Source organism: Phytoactinopolyspora mesophila (genome assembly GCF_010122465.1).
GTDB lineage: Bacteria > Actinomycetota > Actinomycetes > Jiangellales > Jiangellaceae > Phytoactinopolyspora > Phytoactinopolyspora mesophila.
This window is the reverse complement of the sequence record NZ_WLZY01000001.1, coordinates 1,038,375-1,060,591: the sequence shown is the minus strand read 5'-3', so window position 1 is coordinate 1,060,591 and position 22,217 is coordinate 1,038,375. Positions and strand designations below refer to the sequence as shown.

19 protein-coding genes are annotated in these 22,217 nt (G+C 66.4%); 15 read left to right on the top strand and 4 right to left on the bottom strand.

All coding sequences use genetic code 11. The annotated features are described in order from the left end of the window. Window positions 1-5: 5 nt before the first annotated feature. The 12 genes from F7O44_RS04735 to F7O44_RS04680 all read left to right on the top strand — a co-directional run bounded on the left by F7O44_RS04735 (window position 6) and on the right by F7O44_RS04680 (window position 14,708). Window positions 6-506 (top strand): PH-like domain-containing protein, encoded by a 501-nt coding sequence (locus tag F7O44_RS04735; RefSeq protein WP_162448966.1) that lies wholly within the window; start codon window positions 6-8, stop codon window positions 504-506. Between the two features lie 35 nt (window positions 507-541). Beyond that, window positions 542-1,669 carry a glutamine-hydrolyzing carbamoyl-phosphate synthase small subunit gene (gene carA, locus F7O44_RS04730; protein ID WP_162448965.1) on the top strand — a complete coding sequence of 376 codons (1,128 nt, stop codon included), beginning with the start codon at window positions 542-544 and terminating at the stop codon, window positions 1,667-1,669. After that, complete coding sequence (carB, locus tag F7O44_RS04725) at window positions 1,669-4,986, top strand: carbamoyl-phosphate synthase large subunit (RefSeq protein WP_162448964.1); 3,318 nt, start codon at window positions 1,669-1,671, stop codon at window positions 4,984-4,986. The genes carA and carB overlap by 1 nt, the downstream gene beginning before the upstream one ends. A gap of 2 nt (window positions 4,987-4,988) precedes the next feature. Then, the gene (locus F7O44_RS04720) at window positions 4,989-6,074 is read left to right on the top strand and encodes a quinone-dependent dihydroorotate dehydrogenase (RefSeq protein ID WP_162449349.1); all 1,086 of its coding nucleotides are present in this window, start codon (window positions 4,989-4,991) and stop codon (window positions 6,072-6,074) included. A gap of 328 nt (window positions 6,075-6,402) precedes the next feature. Beyond that, entirely contained in the window at window positions 6,403-7,233 is an 831-nt protein-coding gene (pyrF, locus tag F7O44_RS04715; RefSeq protein ID WP_162448963.1) for an orotidine-5'-phosphate decarboxylase, read from the top strand. 175 nt (window positions 7,234-7,408) lie between these two features. Further along, window positions 7,409-7,723 (top strand): integration host factor, actinobacterial type, encoded by a 315-nt coding sequence (gene mihF / locus F7O44_RS04710; protein WP_162448962.1) that lies wholly within the window; start codon window positions 7,409-7,411, stop codon window positions 7,721-7,723. Between the two features lie 213 nt (window positions 7,724-7,936). Beyond that, window positions 7,937-8,500 (top strand): guanylate kinase, encoded by a 564-nt coding sequence (gmk, locus tag F7O44_RS04705; protein WP_343073809.1) that lies wholly within the window; start codon window positions 7,937-7,939, stop codon window positions 8,498-8,500. 1 nt (window position 8,501) lies between these two features. Continuing rightward, window positions 8,502-8,870, top strand: coding sequence for a DNA-directed RNA polymerase subunit omega (rpoZ, locus tag F7O44_RS04700; RefSeq protein ID WP_343073808.1), 369 nt, complete (start codon window positions 8,502-8,504; stop codon window positions 8,868-8,870). After that, window positions 8,867-10,135, top strand: coding sequence for a bifunctional phosphopantothenoylcysteine decarboxylase/phosphopantothenate--cysteine ligase CoaBC (gene coaBC, locus F7O44_RS04695; RefSeq protein ID WP_162448960.1), 1,269 nt, complete (start codon window positions 8,867-8,869; stop codon window positions 10,133-10,135). Before rpoZ ends, coaBC begins: the two co-directional genes overlap by 4 nt. 29 nt (window positions 10,136-10,164) lie before the next feature. Beyond that, window positions 10,165-11,355, top strand: coding sequence for a methionine adenosyltransferase (gene metK / locus F7O44_RS04690; protein WP_162448959.1), 1,191 nt, complete (start codon window positions 10,165-10,167; stop codon window positions 11,353-11,355). A 64-nt stretch (window positions 11,356-11,419) separates the two neighbouring features. Next, window positions 11,420-12,526: a sulfite oxidase gene (locus tag F7O44_RS04685; RefSeq protein ID WP_162448958.1), complete on the top strand. Its 1,107-nt coding sequence runs from the start codon at window positions 11,420-11,422 to the stop codon at window positions 12,524-12,526. 70 nt (window positions 12,527-12,596) lie between these two features. Then, on the top strand, window positions 12,597-14,708 hold the full coding sequence (locus F7O44_RS04680) for a primosomal protein N' family DNA-binding protein (RefSeq protein ID WP_162448957.1): 2,112 nt from the start codon (window positions 12,597-12,599) through the stop codon (window positions 14,706-14,708). Between the two features lie 58 nt (window positions 14,709-14,766). Here the strand turns inward: F7O44_RS04680 and F7O44_RS04675 are convergent, their stop codons facing one another. After that, entirely contained in the window at window positions 14,767-15,612 is an 846-nt protein-coding gene (locus F7O44_RS04675) for a DUF3626 domain-containing protein (protein ID WP_162448956.1), read from the bottom strand. Window positions 15,613-15,902: 290 nt separating this feature from the next. On the opposite strand from F7O44_RS04675, the gene F7O44_RS04670 reads away from it, so the two are divergent. Together F7O44_RS04670 and F7O44_RS04665 are read left to right on the top strand one after the other, a co-directional pair. Beyond that, window positions 15,903-16,976: a glycosyltransferase family 2 protein gene (locus tag F7O44_RS04670; protein WP_162448955.1), complete on the top strand. Its 1,074-nt coding sequence runs from the start codon at window positions 15,903-15,905 to the stop codon at window positions 16,974-16,976. Between the two features lie 24 nt (window positions 16,977-17,000). Continuing rightward, window positions 17,001-17,165, top strand: a complete 165-nt coding sequence (locus F7O44_RS04665; protein ID WP_162448954.1) for an LPXTG cell wall anchor domain-containing protein — start codon at window positions 17,001-17,003, stop codon at window positions 17,163-17,165. Between the two features lie 48 nt (window positions 17,166-17,213). Here the strand turns inward: F7O44_RS04665 and F7O44_RS04660 are convergent, their stop codons facing one another. From F7O44_RS04660 to F7O44_RS04650, 3 genes are all read right to left on the bottom strand, one after another. Next, entirely contained in the window at window positions 17,214-17,864 is a 651-nt protein-coding gene (locus F7O44_RS04660) for a response regulator (protein WP_162448953.1), read from the bottom strand. Next, window positions 17,861-19,417, bottom strand: a complete 1,557-nt coding sequence (locus F7O44_RS04655) for a sensor histidine kinase (RefSeq protein WP_246220792.1) — start codon at window positions 19,415-19,417, stop codon at window positions 17,861-17,863. The genes F7O44_RS04660 and F7O44_RS04655 overlap by 4 nt, the downstream gene beginning before the upstream one ends. Window positions 19,418-19,616: 199 nt before the next feature. After that, complete coding sequence (locus F7O44_RS04650) at window positions 19,617-20,291, bottom strand: ATP-binding cassette domain-containing protein (protein WP_162448951.1); 675 nt, start codon at window positions 20,289-20,291, stop codon at window positions 19,617-19,619. Window positions 20,292-20,534: 243 nt separating this feature from the next. Here F7O44_RS04650 and F7O44_RS04645 point away from each other — a divergent pair, with 243 nt between their 5' ends. Continuing rightward, window positions 20,535-22,133, top strand: a complete 1,599-nt coding sequence (locus tag F7O44_RS04645; protein WP_162448950.1) for an ABC-F family ATP-binding cassette domain-containing protein — start codon at window positions 20,535-20,537, stop codon at window positions 22,131-22,133. Window positions 22,134-22,217 lie beyond the last annotated feature (84 nt).

The following is a 22,217-nucleotide window of genomic DNA, read 5'->3' as shown; positions in this document are numbered from 1 at the left end:
TGGCTGTGAGAACCGTACTGGCCGTGCTGATTCTTGCCCTGGTGCTGGTCGGTTCGTACCTGTTGATGTGGCGCGGGTGGCGGCGGCGTGCCTCCCGGCATCGGGATCTGCCCGAGCCGCCCCGCGAGCTGCCGCCGGCCGAGTCGGTCTTCGGCCCGGTCGCCGGTACGTACCTCGGCACCACGACGTCCGGAGACTGGCTCGACCGCGTCGTGGCCCACGGACTCGGCCGACGAGGCGCCGCCTCCATCACGGTGACCGAGGCTGGGGCGACCATCGAGCGCTCCTCCGAGCCGGCTCTGTCGATTCCGGCGGCGGCGTTGCGTGCCGTGCGGATCGACCGGGCGGCCGCGGGTAAAGCGGTCCGCCGGCCGGAGTACCTGATCATCACCTGGGTTCACGGCGGATATGAGCTCGACACCGCTCTGCGTCCGCATCAGCAGAGTGACCTCACCCGGCTGCAACCCGCCGTGGCGTCCCTGGGCGCGCATCGAGCTGCGGAATGAGCTGTACCGCAGCAGGACGAAGAGAGAAGGATTTGATGATGACTCGCGCCTCCGCGCTGCTCGTGCTCGAAGACGGCCGGGCGTTTCGTGGCGAATCGTACGGTGCGCCTGGTGAGACGTTCGGCGAGGCGGTCTTCTCAACCGGCATGACCGGTTACCAGGAGACGCTGACCGATCCGTCCTACTACCAGCAAGTGGTTGTCCAAACCGCGCCGCATATCGGCAACACCGGCGTCAATGACGACGATCCTGAATCCACGCGGATCTGGGTGGCCGGTTACGTGGTCCGGGATCCTGCCCGCCGGGCGTCGTCCTGGCGTGCGCAGCGCAGCCTCGAGGACGAACTGTCGGCCCAGGGCGTGGTCGGGATCAGCGGGATCGATACTCGTGCGCTCACGCGCCACCTGCGTGAACGCGGAGCCATGCGAGTCGGGATCTCCACCACCGAGACCGACGTCGCGGCGCTTCGTGAACGGGTGCTGGCCAGCCCGCCCATGTCCGGGGCCGATCTTGCCGCGGCGGTGTCCACCGATGAGCCTTACGTGGTGCCGGCCGACGGTGAGCGCCGGTTCACCGTCGCCGCATTGGATCTGGGCATCAAAACCATGACGCCGCGCCGGATGGCCGAGCGCGGTATCGAGGTCCACGTGCTGCCGGCGACGGCCTCGCTGGACGACGTGCTGGCGGTGCGCCCCGACGGATTGTTTCTCTCCAATGGCCCCGGCGACCCCGCGACGGCCGACGGACCGCGCGATGTGCTGCGCGGCGCGCTGGAACGCGAGCTGCCGTTCTTCGGCATCTGCTTCGGTAACCAGGTGTTCGGGCGGGCGCTGGGCTTCGGCACGTACAAACTCGGGTACGGGCACCGGGGCATCAACCAGCCGGTCCAGGATCGGGGCACCGGCAAGGTCGAAGTCACCGCGCACAACCACGGATTCGCCGTCGACGCGCCGCTCGAGCGGGCCACGGACACACCGTTCGGCCGGGCCGCGGTCAGCCACGTGTGCCTGAACGACAACGTCGTCGAAGGACTCGAACTCCGGGATAGCGCAGGTGCCCTCAAAGCGTTCTCGGTTCAATACCACCCGGAGGCGGCTGCGGGACCGCATGATGCGGCCTACCTGTTCGACCGTTTCGTCGATTTGATGCAAGGGGATGCCTGATGCCGCGCAGAGACGATATTTCGAGTGTGTTGGTGATTGGTTCTGGGCCGATTGTGATCGGGCAGGCGTGTGAGTTCGATTATTCGGGGACGCAGGCGTGCCGGGTGCTGAAGGCTGAGGGCCTGCGGGTGATCCTGGTGAACAGCAACCCGGCGACGATTATGACGGATCCGGATATCGCGGATGCGACGTATGTGGAGCCGATCACGCCAGAGTTCGTGGAGCGGGTGATCGAGGTTGAGCGCCCGGACGCGTTGTTGGCGACGTTGGGTGGGCAGACGGCGTTGAATGCGGCGATGGCGTTGCATGAGGCGGGGGTTCTGGAGCGTCATGGTGTGGAGTTGATCGGGGCGTCGATCGATGCGATTCAGCGGGGGGAGAACCGTGAGTCGTTCAAGCGCATCGTTGCTGATATTGGGGGTGAGACGGCTCGCTCGGCGATCTGTCACTCGATGGATGAGTGCCTGAAGGCGGTTGAGGAGCTGGGTTACCCGGTGGTGGTGCGTCCGTCGTTCACGATGGGTGGCGCCGGGTCGGGGATGGCTTTCGACGAGGATGATCTGCAGCGCATCGCCGGTTCCGGTTTGTCGTTGTCTCCGACCACCGAGGTGCTCCTGGAGGAGTCGATCCTCGGGTGGAAGGAGTATGAGCTGGAGGTCATGCGTGACCGGGCGGACAACGTGGTGATCGTCTGCTCGATCGAGAACGTCGATCCGATGGGTGTGCACACCGGCGATTCGGTGACGGTGGCGCCGGCGATGACGCTGACCGATCGTGAGTATCAGGTGATGCGTGATCAGGCGATCGAGGTGATCCGTGCGGTGGGGGTCGACACGGGTGGATGCAATATCCAGTTCGCGGTCGACCCGGCTAGTGGGCGGATCATCATCATCGAGATGAATCCCCGGGTGTCGCGTTCTAGTGCGTTGGCCAGTAAGGCGACGGGGTTCCCGATCGCGAAGATCGCCGCGAAGGTCGCGTTGGGTTACACGTTGGATGAGATTCCGAACGACATTACTGGGGAGACGCCGGCGTCGTTCGAGCCCACGCTGGATTACGTGGTGGTGAAGGTGCCCCGGTTCGCGTTCGAGAAGTTTCCCGCGGCTGACACCACGCTGACGACCCATATGAAGAGTGTGGGTGAGGCGATGGCGATCGGCCGGAACTTCACCGAGGCGTTGCAGAAGGCGATGCGTTCGATCGACAAGGCGGGCTCGGAGTTCGATTTCGCCTCCGAGCCCGGTGATCGTGGTGAGTTGCTGCGTCAGGTGGCGCGGCCGTATGACGGCCGGCTGCGCGACGTGGTCTTGGCGTTGCGGGCCGGCGCGTCGGTGGATCAGCTGTTCGAGGCCACGAGGATCGATCCGTGGTTCCTGGATCAGTTGCAGTTGTTGTGTGAGGTCGCTGACGAGGTCGCCCGGGTGGAGCACATCACCCCGGAGCTGCTCAGGTTGGCCAAGCGCCACGGTTTCTCCGATCCGCAGATCGCGCGGTTGCGGGCGTCAACGGCTGATGTGATCCGGGGCGTGCGTGAGACGCTCGGGATCCGGCCGGTGTTCAAGACGGTGGACACCTGCGCGGCCGAGTTCGCCGCGACGACGCCGTACCACTACTCGTCGTACGACGAAGAAACCGAAGTAATGCCACGGGAGAAGCCCGCGGTGATCATCCTCGGGTCCGGGCCGAACCGGATCGGGCAGGGCATCGAGTTCGACTACTCGTGTGTTCATGCGGCGATGGCGTTGCACGATGCCGGCTACGAAACCGTGATGGTGAACTGCAACCCGGAGACGGTGTCGACCGATTACGACACCTCGGACCGGCTCTACTTCGAACCGCTCACCCTCGAGGACGTGCTGGAGGTTGTGCACGCCGAGTCCCAGGCCGGGCCGGTGGCCGGCGTCATCGTGCAGCTGGGCGGGCAGACCCCCCTCGGGCTCGCCAAGGCGTTGGAGCAGGCTGGGGTGCCCATTGTGGGCACCTCGCCCGCGGCGATCGATCTGGCCGAGGAACGCGGCGCGTTCGGCCGGGTGCTGCACGCGGCCGGGCTTCCTGCCCCGAAGCATGGCATGGCCTCGTCCTACGACGAAGCCAAGCAGGTCGCCGCCGACGTCGGCTACCCGGTACTCGTGCGGCCCTCCTACGTGCTCGGCGGGCGCGGGATGGAGATCGTGTACGACGAAGCGTCGCTGTCGGACTACATCTCCCGCGCCACCGAAGCCTCGCCGGAGCACCCCGTCCTGGTCGACCGGTTCCTCGACGACGCCGTCGAGATCGACGTGGACGCTCTCTTCGACGGCGAAGAGCTCTACCTGGGCGGGGTGATGGAACACATCGAGGAGGCCGGGATCCACTCCGGTGACTCCGCGTGCGCGCTGCCGCCCACCACCCTCGGGCGTGACGAGCTGCTGCGCATCCGCGCCTCCACCGAAGCCATCGCGAAAGGCGTCGGGGTCAAAGGGCTGTTGAACGTGCAGTATGCCCTCGCAGGCGACGTGCTGTACGTGCTGGAGGCCAACCCGCGGGCCTCGCGGACGGTGCCGTTCGTGTCGAAGGCGACCGCGGTGCCCCTGGCGAAGGCGGCCGCCCGGATCATGCTCGGTGCCAGCGTGGCGCAGCTGCGGGCCGAGGGCATCCTCCCCGCCGCTGGTGACGGCGTCGACTGGCCGGTCGATGCCCCCGTCGCGGTCAAAGAGGCCGTGATGCCGTTCAACCGGTTCCGCACCCCGGACGGGCGCACCGTCGACACCCTGCTCGGACCGGAGATGCGTTCCACCGGCGAGGTCATGGGCATCGACCACCTCTTCGGCGCCGCATTCGCCAAATCCCAGGTCGCGGCGTTCGGTCCACTACCCACCTCGGGGACCGTGTTCGTCTCACTGGCCAACCGCGACAAACGACACATGATCTTCCCCGTCAAACGCCTCGCCGACCTCGGATTCACCATCATCGCCACCGCCGGCACCGCCGACGTGCTCCGCCGCAACGGCGTCAACGCCGAAATCGTCCGCAAACGCTGGACCGGCCACGAACCCGACGGCACCCCCACCATCATCGGCCGAATCCTCAACGGCGACGTCAACCTCATCATCAACACCCCCACAGGAGCCACCACCGCCGGCAACCCACGCGCCGACGGCTACGAAATCCGCACCGCCGCCATCCAAGCCAACATCCCCTGCATCACCACCGTCCAAGGCCTCGCCGCCGCCGTCCAAGGCATCGAAGGATCGCTGGCCGGCCGGATCGAGGTCCGTTCCCTGCAATCGTGGGCCACGACGCTCACCGCCGGCGCGGCGACGGGGGCCGAGACGTGACGTTGTACCAGCGCCTGTTCGAATCGGTGCTGTCCAGGACAGACGCCGAAACCGTCCATCACTGGGCGATGACCGGCATGCGTACGGCGGCGGGTGTGCCTGGTGCTCGGGCCGCCGTGCGCCGGATGGTGTTCAGGCAGCTCGCCACGAGTCAGCGGGAACAGGCCGTCGAAGTCTTCGGACTGCACTTTCCCGGCCGCCTCGGGCTCGCCGCCGGGTTCGACAAGAACGCCGTGGGCATCGACGCGCTCGGGGCGATGGGTTTCGCTTTCGTCGAAGTCGGCACTGTCACGGGGCAAGCCCAACCGGGCAACCCCCGCCCGCGGCTGTTCCGCCTGGTGCGCGACCGCGCGATCATCAACCGGATGGGCTTCAACAACGACGGCGCCGCCGCCGTGGCAGCCCGCCTGGCCAGGCGGCGTCGCCGGCGTCGTTCGCTGCCGGTGATCGTCGGGGTCAACATCGGCAAGACCAAGGTGGTGCCGGAAGGCGAGGCGATCGCCGACTACGAGGCCAGCACCCGGCTGCTCGCCCCCTACGCCGATTACCTGGTGGTCAACGTCAGCTCGCCGAACACCCCGGGTTTGCGGGACATGCAGGCAGTCGAGCGGCTACGACCGCTGTTGCGGGCCGTACGGAGCCAAGCCGACGCCGTGACCACCCGCCGGGTGCCGCTGCTCGTGAAGATCGCCCCCGATCTCAGCGACGACGACGTCGTGGCCGTGGCCGATCTTGCTCTGGAACTCGGTCTGGACGGCGTGGTCGCCGCGAACACGACCGTGTCACGCGACGGCCTCTCGTCGTCGGCCGAGGAGATCGACGCCGCCGGCGCAGGCGGGTTGTCCGGCCCTGTGCTGAGCAAACGGGCACTCGAAGTCTTGCTCCTGCTGACCACCCGGTTCGACGAGGAGCCAGACAAGCCGCGGCCGGTACTGATCTCGGTCGGAGGCATCGAGACGGCCCGAGACGTCTATGAGCGGCTCCAGGCCGGCGCGACACTCGTCCAGGCCTACACCGGCTTCATCTACGGTGGACCGCTATGGCCGGTGAGGGTTCAGCGTGAACTCGCCGGGCTTATGGCGGTGTGATGTCTCACTGTGGTCGGGTTGGTTTCCGGCGGTGGGAGGGAGACGCCGTTCCCGCCCGCGGACTCGCTCGTTCCTCGCTCGCCGATGCCCGACCGAACCTTGAACGGCGTCTCCCTCCCACCGCCTTTGGGTGCCGGTTGGTCTGGGGAGACTTCGCGTCATTAGTGCCCATGGATGGGCGGCGTGCTGGCTGGACGGGGTGGTTCGAGCATGGTGGTGATGCCGATGCCCGACCGAACCTTGAACGGCGTCTCTTTCCCTCCGCCTTTACGTGCCGGTTGGTCTGGGGAGACTTCACAACAGAGCAGGTTGGAGAGGTGGTTCGAGCATGGTGAGCACGTTTGGGGAGCGGTTGCACGGCGCGATGCGGGAGCGTGGGGCTCTGTGCGTCGGCATCGACCCACACGCGAGTCTGCTCCAGCAGTGGGGCCTGCCCGACGACGCCTCCGGGGTGGAGCGATTCAGCCGGACCGTCGTGGAGGCGCTGGCCGGCGAAGTCGCGGTGCTGAAGCCACAGTCGGCGTTCTTCGAGCGGCACGGATCCCGGGGAATCGCGGTGTTGGAGCGGGTCATCGCCGAGGCCCGTTCCGCCGGAGCGCTGGTGCTCATGGATGCGAAGCGGGGCGATATCGGCTCTACCGTGCAGGCCTATGCCGACGCGTACCTGAATCCGTCGTCTCCACTGTGTTCGGACGCTGTCACGGCGTCGCCCTACCTAGGATTCGAGTCGTTGCGGCCGCTGATCGACACTGCCCTGGCACATGGAAACGGGGTATTTGTCCTCGCCCGGACGTCGAACCCGGAAGGCAGCGAGGTGCAGAACGCTCACGGGCCGGATGGGCGGAGTGTCGCCGACACTGTTCTCGATCATGTGCGGGCGGCGAACGCCGGGGCGGCGCCGATGGGCAGCATCGGATGTGTATTCGGTGCGACACTCGACGCCGAAGGCGTGGATCTGCGGATCAACGGGCCGCTGCTGGCGCCCGGTGTGGGCGCTCAGGGGGCCTCAGTGGGCGATCTGGCCGAGGTGTTCGGACCGGCGATACCGCTGGTTCTGCCGTCCGTGTCGCGTTCAATCCTAGGAGCCGGACCGGATCCGGCTGACCTGCAAAAGGCTGCGAGGTCAATAAATGACGAGGTCAGCAAGTTATCGATCTAGTTTTTCAGATCGCGGCGCAGGCCTTGACGCGACACGTGAGGCGAAACGGGGTGTCGGTGCGTGCAGAATTTTTGCAGGCGGGTACGGTGGATCACGTTGCTGACCTGGTGGTTCAGCCGCTAGGTTCCAGTTGTTCGTCCGTTATCCGATCCGACACAACAGAGGTGACCCGCTCGTGGCGCTCCCAAACTTGACTCCTGAACAGCGCGCGGCCGCTCTTGAGAAGGCCGCTGAGGCCCGCCGGGAGAGGGCCGAAGTCAAGAACCGGCTCAAGAACGCTGGCGCCAAGCTCAGCGACATTCTGAAAGAAGGCGAGTCCAACGAGGTCATCGGCAAGATGAAGGTCTCGGCCTTGCTCGAGTCGCTGCCCGGCGTCGGCAAGGTCCGCGCTCGTCAGATCATGGAAGAGATCGGCATCGCTGAGACACGTCGCGTCCGTGGCCTCGGTGCCAACCAGATCGCCGCACTCAACGAGCGCTTCAGCGGTTGAGCCTGGGCTTGCCGCAACCGCCTAAGAGTTCGTGCCTATACCCGAGCTGGGTCAGCGTGCGGGGCATCCGCATCCGGAATGGCCAGACGGAGACAGGAATCGCACGGGAGATGTGTGGTGACTGAAAACGACGTTGTCCGTCGGGATGCGGAGTCCCGCGACCCAAGCGGAGGTTCAGGCGCGAGTGACGAGGCCCCGGGGAGTTCCCGAAGAGTGTTGGTGCTGTCGGGGCCGACGGCGGTGGGCAAGACCACGGTCATGCGTCGGCTGCGTGCCGAGCATCCCGAACTGGCCATAGCTCCGAGTGTCACAACCCGGTCCATCCGGGCAGGTGAGGTCGACGGTTCGCCGTACTTCTTCGTCGACGACTCCACGTTCGACGAGAAGATCCGGCGAGGTGAGTTTCTCGAATGGGCAGTGGTCCACCAGAAGGCGAAGTACGGCACGCCTCGGGCGGCGGTAGAAGAAGCACTCGACGCCGGGAAACCCGTGTTGATCGAGGTTGACCTGCAGGGCGCCCGCCAGGTTCGAGAAAGTATGCCGGAAGCGTTCTTCGTCTTCCTGGCCCCGCCGAGCTGGGACGAGTTAGTCCGTCGCTTGGTGGGCCGGGGAACCGAAACCGAAGAAGAGCGTGAGCGCCGGTTGGCTACCGCCCGGGAAGAGCTCGCGGCCGAATCCGAGTTCGACACCACCCTCGTCAACACCGATATCGGCACAGTCTGCCAAGACTTGGTAGCATTAATGGGTTCATCCCCTAGTCCTGCCCGGAGGCATTAGCGTGTCTGGAACCAAAGGCGTCTCGGAGGGCATCACCAACCCGCCCATCGACGACCTCCTGTCCAAGACCGATTCGAAGTACGGCCTGGTCATCTACGCTGCCAAGCGGGCTCGCCAGATCAACGCCTACTACTCGCAGCTCGGCGAAGGCCTGCTTGAGTACGTCGGCCCGCTCGTCGAGACCCGTGTACAGGAGAAGCCACTGTCGATCGCGCTGCGCGAGATCGACGCCGGCCTGCTGACCGCCGAAGAAGTCGACCCGGCCGAGTTGGTATCCGAGACGCCGGCATCCGCTGGCGCGACGGACCTCCCCGCGTCGGGCGTGACGGCGGCCGACTTCGCCGCCACCGCTGAGCCTGAGCAGGAATGAAGCCTGCGGCCGGAGATCGGCCGGATCCCCGGACCGAATCAGGCCGCACCCGTTACCGGGTGCTCCTAGGCGTCAGCGGCGGTATCGCGGCGTACAAGGCATGTGACGTGCTGCGCCGGCTGACTGAGAATGGCCATGACGTCCGCGTCATTCCCACCGAGTCCGCGCTCAAATTCGTCGGCGCGGCGACGTGGGCCGCGCTATCCGGTCAGCCGGCGACGGCGGACGTCTTCGACGACGTCCACGAGGTGCCACATGTTGCCCTGGGTCAAACCGCTGACCTGGTGCTCGTCGTGCCGGCCACAGCTGATCTCATGGCTCGTGCAGCCACCGGCCGAGCCGACGATTTGCTGACATCTACGTTGCTGACCGCACGTTGCCCGGTGATGTACGCGCCGGCCATGCACACCGAGATGTGGGAGAACCCGGCCACGACGGCCAACGTCGCGACCTTGCGCTCGCGTGGCGCCGTCGTGCTCGAACCGGCTGCCGGGCGTCTGACCGGTGCTGATTCCGGCAAGGGCCGTCTCCCAGAGCCCGGTGCTATCGCCGCGGCAGCACTTGACGTCCTGCAGCGCGGCACCGGCCAACCTGACCTTTCCGGACGGCACGTCGTGGTGTCGGCTGGCGGCACGCGTGAACCCATCGACCCGGTGCGTTTCATCGGCAACCGTTCCTCCGGACGCCAGGGGTACGCCCTGGCACAAGCCGCGGTCACCCGTGGCGCCCGGGTGACCTTGCTGTCTGCCAACGTCGTTCTCGACGACGTCGCCGGTGCCGAGATCGTGAGGGTCGGTACGGCGGCTGAACTTCGTGAGGCCACCCTCAAGATGTCCGCGGACGCCGACGCCGTCGTGGCGGCAGCGGCCGTCGCGGATTTCCGGCCGCGGGCCGTCAGCGACGCCAAGATCAAGAAGACCGCGGGAACCGATGACGCCCCGGTCATCGAACTCGAGCGAACCGATGACATCCTCGCCGAACTGACCCGCCGGCGCTCACGGCCCGAGCAGATCATCGTGGGATTCGCCGCCGAGACCGGAGATGCCGGCGGTGCGGTCCTCGACTACGGCCGGGCGAAACTGGAGTCCAAAGGCTGCGACCTACTCGTGGTCAACGAGGTCGGCCTCGACCGCGGCTTCGAGTCCGATCAGAACCAAGCGTTCATCCTTGGCCGGGACGGCACGTCGACCGAGGTCCCGTTCGGGCCGAAATCGGCCCTTGCCCACGTCGTCCTCGACCACATCGCGGCCCGTCTCAAGCCGTAGTATCGGCGTGACGACACGGGAGGGTGCACATGACCGCGAGACTGTTCACATCGGAGTCCGTGACGGAAGGGCATCCGGACAAGATCTGTGATCAGATCAGCGATGCCGTGCTCGATGCCATGCTCATGCATGATCGCGCCAGCCGGGTCGCGGTGGAGACCATGGTGACCACTGGCCAGGTCCACGTCGCGGGTGAGGTCACTACGGCAACGTATGTGGATATCCCGGACATCGTGCGTCAGACCGTGCTGGGTATCGGTTACGACTCGTCGGCGAAGGGTTTCGACGGCGCATCATGCGGCGTCAACGTCGCTCTGGGATCTCAGTCACCCGATATCGCGCAGGGCGTGGACGTCGCCTACGAAAGCCGGGTCGAGGGCGACGAGGACCCCCTGGACCGGCAGGGCGCGGGCGACCAAGGGCTGATGTTCGGCTACGCCAGCGACGAAACTCCCGAGCTGATGCCGTTGCCCATCAGCATGGCTCATCGCCTGGCCAACCGTCTGGCCTCGGTCCGCAAGAGCGGTGCGCTGCCGTATCTGCGCCCGGATGGGAAAACACAAGTCACCATCGAGTACGAAGGTGACCGGCCGCTGCGCGTCGAGACCATTGTCTTGTCCACGCAGCACGCTCCCCATGTCGACCTTGACACACTCCTGACACCGGACCTGCTGGAGCATGTCGTCAAACCGGTGCTCGAACAGTTCTCCGTGCCGTCGGATGGTCATCGGCTGCTGGTCAACCCCACCGGCCGGTTCGAGATCGGAGGCCCGATGGGCGACGCCGGGCTCACCGGACGGAAGATCATCATCGACACCTACGGCGGCATGGCCCGGCATGGCGGTGGCGCCTTCAGCGGCAAGGATCCCTCGAAGGTCGACCGCTCTGCCGCATATGCCATGCGCTGGGTGGCGAAGAACGTGGTGGCGGCCGGTCTGGCCAGGCGCTGCGAGATTCAGGTCGCGTACGCGATCGGCAAGGCGGAGCCCGTGGGCTTGTTCGTCGAGTGCTTCGGCACCGCTGTGGTACCGGAGTCACGGATCGAGCAGGCGGTCCGCGACGTCTTCGACTTGCGTCCCGCCGCGATCATCCGCGACCTGGACCTGCTGCGGCCCATCTACCAGCAGACCGCGGCGTACGGGCATTTCGGCCGTGAACTGCCAGAGTTCACCTGGGAACGCACCGACCGGGTGGACGCACTCAAGGCGGCCGTCAGCTGAGCCAGCGGCGCCCCGGATGCGGGCGCCGATTGGCTGTCGCTGATCCTGGACCGGAGGTGAGGTCATGACGGAAGATATCGATCTGCCGGTGAGCTCGGCGGCGCGGGTGGCCGATCCGGACGAGGACATCACCCTGGACGAACTCCGGCTGGCGGCCCGCAACCACGGCATGCCGCTCGAGGCTCTGGATTACGACGTCACACCGGTGGGCCTGCACTATCTGCTGACGCACTACGACATCCCGATCCTGGATCATCCGTCATGGCGGCTGAACATCGCCGGACACGTGCAACACCCGCTGGAGCTGGATCTGGCCGCCCTGCAGGCACTTCCGCAGGTGACTCAGCGGGTGACACTCGAGTGTGCGGGCAACGGCCGTGCCAAGCTGCTACCGCGACCGGTGAGCCAGCCTTGGCTGGACGAGGCCGTGGGCACCGCTGACTGGACCGGTACGCCACTTGCGCCGCTGCTACGTCGAGCGGGGGTGGCCAGCAGTGCTGTCGACGTCGTGTTCACCGGTGCCGACCACGGCATCGAGCGCGGGATCGAGCAGGACTACCAGCGTGCACTTCCGCTGGAGGAGGTGTTGCGTGACGACGTCCTGCTGGCTTACGCCGTCAACGGCCAGCCACTGCCGCCGCAGCACGGAGCACCGGTTCGGCTCATTGTGCCGGGCTGGTACGGAATGACGCAGGTGAAGTGGCTCGTCCGGATCGACGTCATCGACACGGCCTTCACCGGCTTCCAGAATGCCCATGCCTACCGGCTCAAACAGGCCGCGGACGATGAGGGAGTCCCCGTCACCCGGATCGAGCCGCGTGCGCTGGTGCGCCCGCCCGGTTTCCCGGACTTCCAGACCCGGGTCCGCATCGTCGATCGAGGCGTGCACGAGCTGACCGGGCGGGCGTGGTCCGGCCATGCGCCGGTGACGCGGGTGGAGGTGAGTGCCGACGCCGGTCAGACGTGGGCCGACGCGGTGCTGGGCCCGGACCCGGAGCCGTATGCGTGGCGCGCCTGGCGTTGGACGTGGGAAGCCGGCGAGCCGGGACGGCACACCTTGTGTGCTAGAGCCACCGACGCCGCCGGTAACGTTCAACCGGTCGAGGAGCCGTGGAACGTCCAGGGGATGGCCAACAACGTCATCCACCGCGTCCCGGTGCTCGTTCGCTGATCGGTGCCTGCGTGAGATCTGTGACGTGGCCGCCCGACGTTCGCCGGCTACCGTGCGGTAGAAACGTCAGGTGAGCGACCACGGGCAGAACGGGCAGCTGGCCCTGGCTGGTGCGCCCGCGCCCAAGCAGGCCAAGGCGCGGCCGCACCCGCCCGCCGCCGAGCACAACCCGGTCGCCAGGGTGATCGTCGACATCGGCCTGCCGCATCTCGACCGGCCCTTCGACTATGTGGTTCCTGCCACGATGGCCGACAAGGCGGTGCCGGGCGCCCGGGTGCGGATCAGATTCGCCGGCGCCGACCATGACGGTTTCATCCTCGAGCGGGCGGAATCCAGCGAGCACGCCGGCAAGCTGGCCCCGCTGCGCCGAGTGGTCTCTGCTGAGCCGGTGCTGACCGCGGACATCGCGCGGCTTGCCAGGGCCGTCGCCGACCGTTATGCGGGCACCATGCCCGACGTCCTCCGCCTGGCCATCCCGCCGCGCCACGCCGCCACTGAGAAGAAGGCCAGCCCGCCGGCGGTGGCCCGCCCGGATCGCCCGGACCCAGGCGGGTGGCAGGCACACGTGCACGGTGCCGCACTGCTGGACGCTCTGGCAGGCATCACGGCGCCGGAAACACCACCACGGGTGGTGTGGAATCCAGGCCCGGCGGCCGACTGGGCCGACCTGCTGGCTCGGGCGGTGGGCGCCACCTTGTCAGCCGGGCGCGGCGCCGTCGTCGTCCTTCCGGACGCACGAGACGTGAACCGCCTGGACGCTGCGATCGGGAAGCTGATGGGGGAGGGGCACCACGTCGTGCTCGGCGCGGACTCCGGGCCGGCCGAACGCTACCGGCGTTGGTTGCGGGTGCTGCGCGGTTCGGTGTCCGCGGTCATCGGGACCCGGTCGGCGGCGTTCGCACCAGTCGCTGACCTCGGTTTGGTTGCCGTCTGGGACGACGGCGACGATCTGCATGCCGAACCGCGTTCGCCGTACCCACACGTGCGCGAGGTGCTGTTGCTCCGCGCCCACCTCGGTGCGGCGGCGGCACTGGTGGGCGGGTATTCCCGTAGCGCCGAAGCACAGCTGCTGTTGGATACCGGCTGGGCACGTGCCGTAGAGCTGGATCGCGCGGCCACTCGGCAGCGTGCTCCGAAAGTGCACACCGTCGGCGACTATTACGAGCAGCGGCGCGACGAGGCGGCACGTTCGGCCCGGCTGCCGTCGCTGGCCTGGCGGACGGCGCGCGCCGGACTGGAGCGGGGCCCGGTCCTGGTGCAGGTGGCCCGGGCGGGTTATGTGCCCGCCGTGGCGTGCGCACGATGCCGGGCTCCGGGGTTCTGTGGAGAGTGTGGCGGAGGGCTGCGTCTGAGAGGTGCCGGCAGCATGCCGGCATGTGAGCGGTGTGGACGGGAGAATCCGGCCTGGCGGTGCCCCCAGTGCGGGCACGAGCGGCTCCGCGCCGCTGTGGTTGGTGTGCGGCGAACGGCGGAGGAGTTAGGGCGGGCGTTCCCCGGGGTTCCGGTGGTGCTGTCCCGGGGTGAGGCCCGGCAAACGAAAGCACGCGAGGTCGCAGAGGCTGACCCTGCAGCCGAACCCAGCGGGGTGCGTGACGAGGTAGGCGACCAGCCGGCACTAGTGGTCGCCACCCACGGAGCCGAGCCGGTGGCCGACGGAGGGTACGCGGCCGCACTGCTGCTCGACGGCACCTCGTTGCTGAACCGGCCAGGGCTCCGGGCTTCGGAGGAGGCATTGCGGCGCTGGTTGCGGGCCGCGGCACTGGTGCGCCCGGAGTCTGGCGGTGGTGAGATCGTGGTGGTGGCTGATCCGTCGGCGCCGGCCGTGCAGGCGCTGGTGCGGTGGGACCCGGCCGGGTTCGCGGTTCGTGAGCTCGCCGAGCGCGGTGAGCTGCACTTCCCGCCGGCGGCCCGGGTGGCCGAGCTTCGTGGGGCGGCGACCGACGTGTCGGAGCTGATGTCCCTGACCGAGCTACCCGCGCTTGCCGAGGTACTCGGGCCGGCGCCAGCGGCGGCCAGCGCAGATACAGCAGACGACCCCGAGCTGGTCCAGGCGATCGTGAGGGTACCCCGCGGGGCCGGGCTCGGGCTGGCGACGGCGCTGCGCGCCGCCGCAGGGGTGCGGTCGGCACGTCGCGCTGGCGGGCCGGTACGTATCCGCGTAGACCCGATCGACCTGGGCTGAGCCAGGTCGCGCGCCGCGACGGGCAAGCGAGCGGGGGTCCTAGTTCCCACGCAGGGCACTAGATCTTGAACTCATGGGTGCCGAACCGGGCCACATAGTGCCAGACGCGCTTGAGCGCCTGCTGATCGTAGCTGCCGGTGCGTGCCGCCGCTCCGATCATGCCGGCTGTGAGCAGGCCGTCTTCGGCCAAAGACAGGCCGAGCTTGACGAACTCGGGGCCCCGGTACGACGGATTGCGGCGCAGTTCGCTCACCGGGAGCGTGAACCCGTCGTGCCACTCGATGGGGCAGCCGAGACGCCGAGCAGCGGCCTCGGTGGCGGTCTTCCGATAACACGGGTCCAGGACCAGCGCCTCCACATCTCGCGCGAGATGCACCTCGCCATGCACGTGGGCTTCGACGTAGTCGTCGAGTGGATCGCGATCGCCGGCCTCGGCCATCTCGATCAGGGGCGACAAACGGTCGGCCACGCCGAAGTGCTGAGGGGCGAATACGCTGTCCGGGTAGCAGAAGCTCGTGCGCGCCAGCACGTGCGGGGCGAGGCGCAGGTACGCCGACCCGAATCGGGGTGAGCCCCCGATGCGCCGCCCCCGGAAATTCAGCGACCCGTACTTCGGGCGCTCGGCTCCCGGCCGATCGTCGTATGCCCCGCCGAAGATGCTGCTCTCCCACCTCCAGCGATCGCCCCCCGGGTACGCGGTCAGGCCACCATTGCTGATGCCGGTTTCGAACTGCGACCGATACACGCCGTCGTCAGCGATCACGTCCAGGAGCAGCCGTTGTCCTACTAGCCGGTCCGGGTGGAAGTGCAGCGTGACCCGAACGGACGGCCCGGCCGGTCCACCGCTGGCTTGCGAGGCGATATGAGCGAGAGCGCGGGCTGCGGACGACTCCATGAGGATCATTATTCCAATCGCGGCAGACAGGCAGTCGTCCCCTCCGCTATTCACGTGGAACCACAGCCGGACATGAAGGCGGTGTTCGCTGTGGGTAATAGGCCAAAAGCCCTATGCCTGCCGGTACCCACCCGGCCTATGGATTGGTAGGCCGGTTTCCCGATACGACAATAGGCAAACTCACCCAGATAAGTAGAGCCTTACGTAACTGTTCCGGAGCTCGAAATCGGCTGATGATTGCAGTTATGAGAAACGACTCGAGAATACCCTCGACCGGTTCTCTCATAGTCATCGAGTAGATGAATTCGACGGAGCTGAAGATGGTCGCACAAGGCAGCGTGGTTCTTATTCCCGCGCACAATGAAGAAAGCCAGATCGGTGCGGCGTTGGATGCGTTGGCCAACCAGACGGCTCCGCCGGATTACATTGTCGTCATCTGTGATAATTGCACGGACAACACTGCGGACGTGGCCCGTGCCCACGGGGCAGATGTGTTTATCACTCAGGGCAACACGAACAAGAAGGCTGGTGCCCTGAACCAGGTGCTCAGGCTCTTGCTGCCCCGGCTCGAAGCTGACGACACGGTGCTCGTCCAGGACGCCGACAGTATCCTCGACGCACAGTTCCACGAGCAGGCCGCCAAACACCTCGAGAAGGGGTACGGCGGTGTGGGCGGCGTCTTCCGCGGCGGCACCGGGGGTGGGTTCGTCGGCCACCTGCAGCGTAACGAGTATGCGCGCTACGCCCGTGACCTCGCGAGGTTAAAGGGGCGTTGCCTGGTGATCACCGGGACGGCCGCGATGTTCCGGGTCTCGACGTTGCGGGAGGTGGCGGCTGCGAGGCTCGACGGACGGCTGCCCAAGGGCGACGGCAACGGCGGGGTCTACGACATCAGCGTACTGACCGAGGACAACGAGCTCACCTTCGCACTCAAGCACCTCGGCTTCACCGTGATCGCCCCAGCGGTGTGCACATTGGAGACCGAGGTGATGCAGAGCTGGCGGGAGCTGTGGCGGCAACGGCTGCGCTGGAAAAGGGGTGCGGTAGAGAACTGCTTTCAGTACGGATTCACGAAAGTAACACGAACATATTGGGCCCGCCAGCTGTTGACGTTCTTCGGTCTCGTGGTCACCGCTGCCTATCTCACGACGCTGACCATCGCGTTCTCGACAGGCAACGTGAACATCAAGCTGTTCTGGATGCTGCTGACGCTGCTTTTCGTAGTGGAAAGGGTTGTCACTGTGCGGTATCGAGGCTGGAAGCGTATGGCGCTGGCGGCCACCATGTACGAGCTCTTGTTCGACTTCTTTCTGCAAGCTTGCCATGCGAAAGCGTACTTCGGCGCCTTCTTTCGCACGGCAAAGAGTTGGTAAACCAAAGGGTTGGGAGGCAAAACCATGTATCAGCAAGCAGGTACGGCTGCCGCAGCAGGCACCACCGGAACACTGGCCGCTACCGGAATGAGCGTCATCTGGATCGTCATCGCCGGCTTCGCACTTATCGCGGGCGCAGCGGCTCTCATGCGGATCGTGCCACGATTCACGAGGCCCGATACGCCCTGAAGTCCGGTCTTCGGGCCTTGGCAAAGGGGGGCAGGGCCCGAAGACCGTTCAATGTGCGTCCGGAGGCCGCCGTCTAGTTGCGTAGACGGCGGCCTCCGTGCGTCGCTCGAACCCGAGTTTGTGAAGGATCGAGGAGACGTGGTTCTTCGCCGTCTTCTCCGCCAGGCTGAGTCGCTCGGCGATCTGCCGGTTGGTGAGCCCCTCGGCCACGAGGTCGAGGACTCGGCGCTCCTGCGGCGTGAGCAGTGCGTAGCCAGGATCCGGTCGTCCGTTGTCGCCCCGGATCCGGCTCATGACAGTGCTGGTCAGCCCGGAGTCCAGCAAGGAACCGCCGGCAGCCACGGTCCGGACCGCATCGACGACCGCAGAACCCGCTACGCGCTTCATCAGATAGCCCGACGCTCCTGCCATGATCGCGCCGAACAGGGCGTCGTCGTCGGAATAGCTCGTCAGCATCAGGCATGCCGGTGGCGGATCCAGCAACGTGCGGATCTCGCGGCAGAGCGTGACACCGTCGCCATCAGGCAGGCGAACGTCGAGAATGGCGACGTTGGCAGGCGTGTCACGGATGGCGGAAAGCCCCTGGGATCTGGAGCCGGCTTCGCCGACCACGACGATATCGGGTTGGGCGTCCAGCACGGTCCGCAACCCAGTACGCACGAGTTCATGGTCGTCGACGAGGAATACCGAGATGGTCATGACGTGGCTCCCTGCAATTCGCCGGCGGTCGCCATGGCGAGCGGTATTCGCCACGTCAGGCTTGTGCCATGGCCAGCTTCGGAGTTCGTGGTGAACTCGCCTCCCCAGCGTGCGGCTCGCGCCTCGAGGTTCGGCAGCCCGCGGCCTCCCAGCCGGCGGGACTGGACACCCACTCCGTTGTCGACGACCGTGAGAGTCAGCTCACGTCCGTAGCCGTCGACGGTCAATCCGACGTAGACCGAGCTGGCTGACGCATGCCTGGCGACGTTGGACAACGCCTCGCGGACTACGCCGTGCAGTTCTGGTCGCACCTGGTCTGGGACGGCCGCGTCCAGAGGCCCTTCGAAGTTCACCCACGGCTCGAAACCGAGAACATCGGTGAAACCGCTGGCCAGATGCCGGATCTGAGACCTCAGGCTGGTCGATTCGGAGCCGTCGTCTTCCAAGGCGAAAATGCTGGCGCGGATGCTGTCGATCGTGAGGTCGATCTCGTCGACCAGCTGGTTGGCTCGGTCCGCGACCGCGGTGTCGGTGATGTCGGCGCTCAGCGCGTACAGCCGTAGTCCCGATGCGTAGAGGCGCTGGATGACGACGTCGTGCAGGTCGCGAGCGATGCGGTGGCGGTCTTCGAGCACCGCCAGCCGGTAGCTTTCCTCGGTGATCCGGCCGAACTCCATGACCAGGGCAGCGTGGTGTGCGAAGCTCTCCACCAGCTGGACGTCTTCGTCGGTGAAGGGCGGGGCGCCGTCGAACCTCGCGACCGTCAACGCACCGAGGCAGACATGGCCGACTATGAGCGGGGCGGCGATAGCTGAGTCGAGGTCCTTCAGGACAGCCGGAACCACCGTTTGACGATCAGCATTCTGGGTCATGATGTGTGATCCGTAGCCACGTACCGCTACCGGCGCCTTCGTCAGAAAGGCTTCGCCGGTGGCCGTGCCGCTCGCGGGGATGGCCAGCCCGTTGAGCGCGCGCATGTCTTCCTCGGCGTCGACGACCTGGAACCTGATGATGCCGATATCGGACGGGTCGGGGCGGGCGATGGCGGCTGCCGCGGCATCGGCGGCGCGCCGGGCATGCTGGGCGATGTGGCGTAGCGTGAGCGACTGGTCTTCCCCGGCCAGCAGTGCCGTGGTCACGGCGTTGGAGGCGGCAAGCCACTGCTGGCGTTGCTTGGTTTGCTCAAGACGGTGGAGATGCTCGATGACCGCCTGCGCCAGGTGTGCCAGGCCGGCGAGGACGTGCTCGTCCTGCTCGGTGAACTCGCCGCGATGATTGTCCAGCAGACAGATGGCGCCCAGCGGTTCGCCGTCGGCGCTGATCGGTATGCCGAGAACACCGGGGTGCTGGCGGCGAATGATGCGGCCGGTGTTGATGACTTCCTCGAGGAGCTCGGTTGCTGCCGGCTCGCCGCCTGGGCCGGGCTCAGGCTCGTGCCCAACGGTCACGAAGGTGGTCGGCCGCCGGTGTGGGCCTACGATGCCGGCCACACCGAACGTGGCATTGGTGGCCCGCACAGCCGATTCGAGCGAGCGCCGCAGCGCCTCGAGCATCTCCACGCTTCGTCACCCACCCGGATAGATCACCTGAATCAACGGCGGCAGCCGGACATAAGATGGCAATTGTAGTTGACCAACGGAAACGTCGCCGGTTGTGAAGCACGCTTCTACGGGTGCAAGTCTGTGTTGCAGGCCCCGACGAGCTGCGGCGAAACCCGTCCTCGCTCTCCACCGGGGTCCCGCGACAGGCTTCTCAAGCGACCTGAGCCCGGTAGTGGGCAACGGCAGCAGCGGCGGGGCCGTCGAAGACGATGCGGCCGTCGTCGAACACGAGGACACGATCGTAGTTGAGGACGGCGTCGAGATCGTGCGTCACGAGGACGACCTGCTGGGGGAGCGTGTCCAGGAGATCGGCCACCCGCCGGCTGTTGCGGAGGTCGAGCAGCGTCGTGGGTTCGTCGCACACGAGAACCGCTGGCTCGGTGACCAGAATCGAGCACAAGGCCAGCAACTGTTTCTGCCCGCCCGACAGCAGATGCGCAGGGTGGTCGGCATGCCCGGCCAACCCGAACTCGGCCAGTTGCTCGTCGACGACGCGCGCGGCCACCGACTTTCCCAGCTTCAGCCGGCGCAGACTGAAGGCGACGTCCTCGGCAACTGTCGGCATGACGATTTGCGCGTCAGGATCGGTGAACACGAATCCAACCCGGCGCCGGACGCCCGCGCCGTCGGTGCGGGTGTCGAGACCGTCGACACGGACCCTGCCGTGGTCGGGAAGGACCAGTCCGTTCAGCAGCCGGGCGAAGGTGGACTTGCCGGAGCCGTTCGCACCGATGACCGCGACCCGCCGCTCGGTCAGCACGGCGTTCACGCCCCGCAATACTTGACGTTCACCATAGGCATGGCTGACGGCTTCGACCTCGATCACGTCTCAACTGTAAACTTGCAGGGCTTTGCTGTCTGTGGCGGCTGATGCCAACGGAGAGCACCCGAAATATTCGGTGTCGGTCGTGTGCCTGTGTCTGGTGTCATGTATATGGCCCGGGACGCTCCAGCGACCGGCGCCGAGGCCCGCACCAGGTAGGGGCCGGCTTCGTGGGATACCGCCAATGGCGACGGCTTCCTTGAGCTTGCCCTGCCATGCCTACGCGACCGGAGTTACGTTCTTACGATGATCACTGCCCACGAGGTCGAAGTACGAGCGGGGCCGCAGATTCTCATCGCGGGCGCCAGCTTCCGGATAGCTCCAGGTGACAAAGTCGGGCTGGTCGGGCGCAACGGCGCCGGGAAAACAACGCTGACCCGCATCCTCGCCGGCGAGGGACAGCAGTTCGCCGGCACGGTGAACCGCTCCGGAACCGTCGGCTACCTTCCGCAGGATCCGCGCACCGGAGACCCCGACGTGCTTGCCCGGGACCGTATTCTCGGTGCGCGCGGGTTAGACGTCATCGTCCAGCAGCTGCGCAAGGCCGAGGAACAGATCGCCTCGGACGATCCAGCGAGCCACGAGCGCGGGATGCGCCGTTACTCGCGCCTGGAATCGGAGTTTCTGGCTCTCGGCGGATACGCCAGCGAGAGCGAGGCAGCTACCATCGCGGCCAGCCTGGGACTGGAGGATCGTGTCCTGAGCCAGCCGTTGCGTACCCTTTCAGGCGGTCAGCGCCGCCGGATCGAGCTTGCCAGGATCCTCTTCTCCGACGCCGGCACGATGCTGCTCGACGAGCCCACCAACCACCTCGACGCCGACTCCGTCATGTGGCTGCGCGACTTCCTTCGCGCGTACAAGGGCGGACTGGTGGTGATCAGCCATGACGTCGCGCTGCTGGACAAGACTGTCAATCGGGTCTTTCATCTTGATGCCACGAGGGCTGTCATCGACGTGTACAACGTCGGGTGGACCACGTACCTGGAGCAACGCGAGACCGACGAACGTCGCCGTCGACGCGAGCGAGCCAATGCCGAGAAGAAGGCCTCGGTGCTGAAAGCTCAGGCCGACCGGATGCGTTACAAGGCTACTAAGGCCGTGGCGGCGCAGAACATGGAGCGGCGGGCTGAACGGCTGTTGTCGGGACTGGAATCCGAGCGGCGTACGGAGAAAGTGGCCAAACTCCGTTTCCCGGAGCCGGCGCCTTGCGGTAAGACTCCGTTGACGGCCAGCCGGTTGTCGAAGTCGTACGGATCGCTGGAAGTGTTTACCGATGTCGATCTTGCCATCGATCGCGGGAGCAGGGTCGTCATTCTCGGGCTCAATGGCGCCGGCAAAACCACGCTGCTCCGACTACTGGGCGGTATCGAAAAACCCGATACCGGCGCGGTTGAGCCGGGACATGGTCTCAGACTTGGCTACTATGCGCAGGAACATGAGACTTTGGACACATCACGCACGGTGCTCGAGAACATGCGCACCGCAGCGCCGGACCTGCCAGACGTCGAAGCGCGGCGGGTGCTTGGCTCTTTCCTCTTCTCCGGTGACTCCGTGGAGAAACCGGCTTCGGTTCTGTCCGGTGGCGAAAAGACGCGGCTGGCATTAGCCACACTGGTCGTGTCCAGTGCCAATGTCCTTTTGCTTGATGAACCGACCAACAACCTCGATCCGGCATCCCGAGAAGAAGTCCTGGGTGCTCTGCGCTCATTCACCGGTGCAATTGTGCTGGTCACACACGATGAAGGCGCGGTCGAGGCGTTGGATCCCGAACGCGTGCTCCTGCTGCCGGATGGCGCTGAAGACCTCTGGAACTCCGACTATTCGGACCTCGTTGCTTTGGCGTGAGACGTTCTCTGACCAGGCTTTTGCGTCACGATGTGGGATTGATCTTGCGTTCGGGTGGCGAAAAACTGTAATGGGACGGATCAT

Bases quoted from the DNA above. Each gene is read 5' to 3' on its own strand.
- F7O44_RS04655 (WP_246220792.1), bottom strand. From the start codon at position 19,417: ATGCTCGAGGCGCTGCGGCGCTCGCTCGAATCGGCTGTGCGGGCCACC.
- F7O44_RS04660 (WP_162448953.1), bottom strand. From the start codon at position 17,864: ATGACCATCTCGGTATTCCTCGTCGACGACCATGAACTCGTGCGTACT.
- F7O44_RS04670 (WP_162448955.1), top strand. From the start codon at position 15,903: ATGAATTCGACGGAGCTGAAGATGGTCGCACAAGGCAGCGTGGTTCTT.
- carB (WP_162448964.1), top strand. From the start codon at position 1,669: ATGCCGCGCAGAGACGATATTTCGAGTGTGTTGGTGATTGGTTCTGGG.
- F7O44_RS04685 (WP_162448958.1), top strand. From the start codon at position 11,420: ATGACGGAAGATATCGATCTGCCGGTGAGCTCGGCGGCGCGGGTGGCC.
- coaBC (WP_162448960.1), top strand. From the start codon at position 8,867: ATGAAGCCTGCGGCCGGAGATCGGCCGGATCCCCGGACCGAATCAGGC.
- pyrF (WP_162448963.1), top strand. From the start codon at position 6,403: ATGGTGAGCACGTTTGGGGAGCGGTTGCACGGCGCGATGCGGGAGCGT.
- F7O44_RS04645 (WP_162448950.1), top strand. From the start codon at position 20,535: ATGATCACTGCCCACGAGGTCGAAGTACGAGCGGGGCCGCAGATTCTC.
- carA (WP_162448965.1), top strand. From the start codon at position 542: ATGATGACTCGCGCCTCCGCGCTGCTCGTGCTCGAAGACGGCCGGGCG.
- metK (WP_162448959.1), top strand. From the start codon at position 10,165: ATGACCGCGAGACTGTTCACATCGGAGTCCGTGACGGAAGGGCATCCG.
- F7O44_RS04665 (WP_162448954.1), top strand. From the start codon at position 17,001: ATGTATCAGCAAGCAGGTACGGCTGCCGCAGCAGGCACCACCGGAACA.
- F7O44_RS04675 (WP_162448956.1), bottom strand. From the start codon at position 15,612: ATGATCCTCATGGAGTCGTCCGCAGCCCGCGCTCTCGCTCATATCGCC.